We start from the raw sequence: 1,154 nt of genomic DNA, 5'->3' as shown, positions 1-1,154 counted from the left end.
CGCCTGATTCGAAAATCCCCCGTCCCGTGTCCGTAGCCGCTGGTCAGGCAGTTCCTTCTGTTTGGAGGGTCACTTGGTAGCCGAGTTGGTTGAGCTGGCTCACCAGGCGTCGGGTCTGCCTGGCCCGGCCGGTGCGTTCGAGGAAGTACTGGCCGGTGAGATCGGCGTATTCGGTGTCGTGGGTGAACATGTGCCAGACCGCGATGAGGATCGAGTGCTCCAGGGCGACCAGAGCACGCTTCTTGCCGCGACGGGCGACGATGCGCCGGTAGCGGGCCGCGAGGTAGGTGTCCTTGGTCCGCGCGGCGGACACGGCGGCTTGGCCGAGGGCGGCCTTCAGCCAGGGGTCGCCGTGCCGGGTCTTGCCGCTGCCGGTCCTGCCGCCGGACTGGTGGTTGCCCGGACAGACGCCGGCCCAGGAGGCCAGGTCGGCCGCCGACGGGAAGCGGGCGATGTCGTCGCCGATCTCGGCGAGGATCACTTGTGCGGCGCGCGTGTCGACGCCGGGGATGGTCACGAGGAGTTCGATGCGGCGGCGAAAGGGCTGCAGCATCATCTCGATGTGCTCGCTCAGGCGGGTCTCGGTGGCGGTGCAGGCGTCGATCCGGTCCAGCATCGCCCGTGCCAGGAAGGCGTGGTGGGCGGTGAAGTTCCCGGTCAGGGCCTCGACGAGGGCGTCGGTCTTGCGGCGCATGCTGCCTTTGGCCAGGTCCGCCAGGACGTGCGGGTCGCGTTCACCGGCGATGAGGGCCTCCAGCATCGCTCGGCCGGAGACACCCAGGATGTTGGAGACGGTCGCGGACAGCTTGATCCCGGTGTCCTCCAGCAGCTTCTCCAGCCGCTGGGTCTCGCGGGTGCGTTCGCGGACGATCTCGGTGCGGTAGCGGGTGATGTCCCGCAGCTGCCGGATCGGCTCCGGCGGCACGAACGAGGGGCGGACCAGGCCGTGTTCGACGAGCCTGGCGATCCACTCGGAGTCCTTCACGTCGGTCTTGCGGCCGGGCACCGACTTCATGTGCCTCGCGTTGAGCAGCCAGCACTCCATGTCGTGCTCCAGCAGGTAGAACACGGGCTTCCAGTACACGCCGGTGGCTTCCATGCCCACCAGGGTGATGCCCTCGGCGAGCAGCCAGTCCCGCATGGCCAGCAGCCCG

The 1,154-nt window shown here is 68.7% G+C and carries 1 protein-coding gene; it reads right to left on the bottom strand.

The genetic code is table 11. The features are described from left to right. Positions 1-43: 43 nt before the first annotated feature. Positions 44-1,154: IS110 family RNA-guided transposase (locus tag ACVNF4_RS36285; RefSeq protein ID WP_461807071.1), on the bottom strand; the 1,111-nt coding region annotated here is incomplete at its 5' end.

It is taken from the genome of Streptomyces sp. S6, from assembly GCF_054880855.1.
Note: the sequence above shows the minus strand (reverse complement) of the source record. Positions and strands in the feature narration are given on the sequence as shown.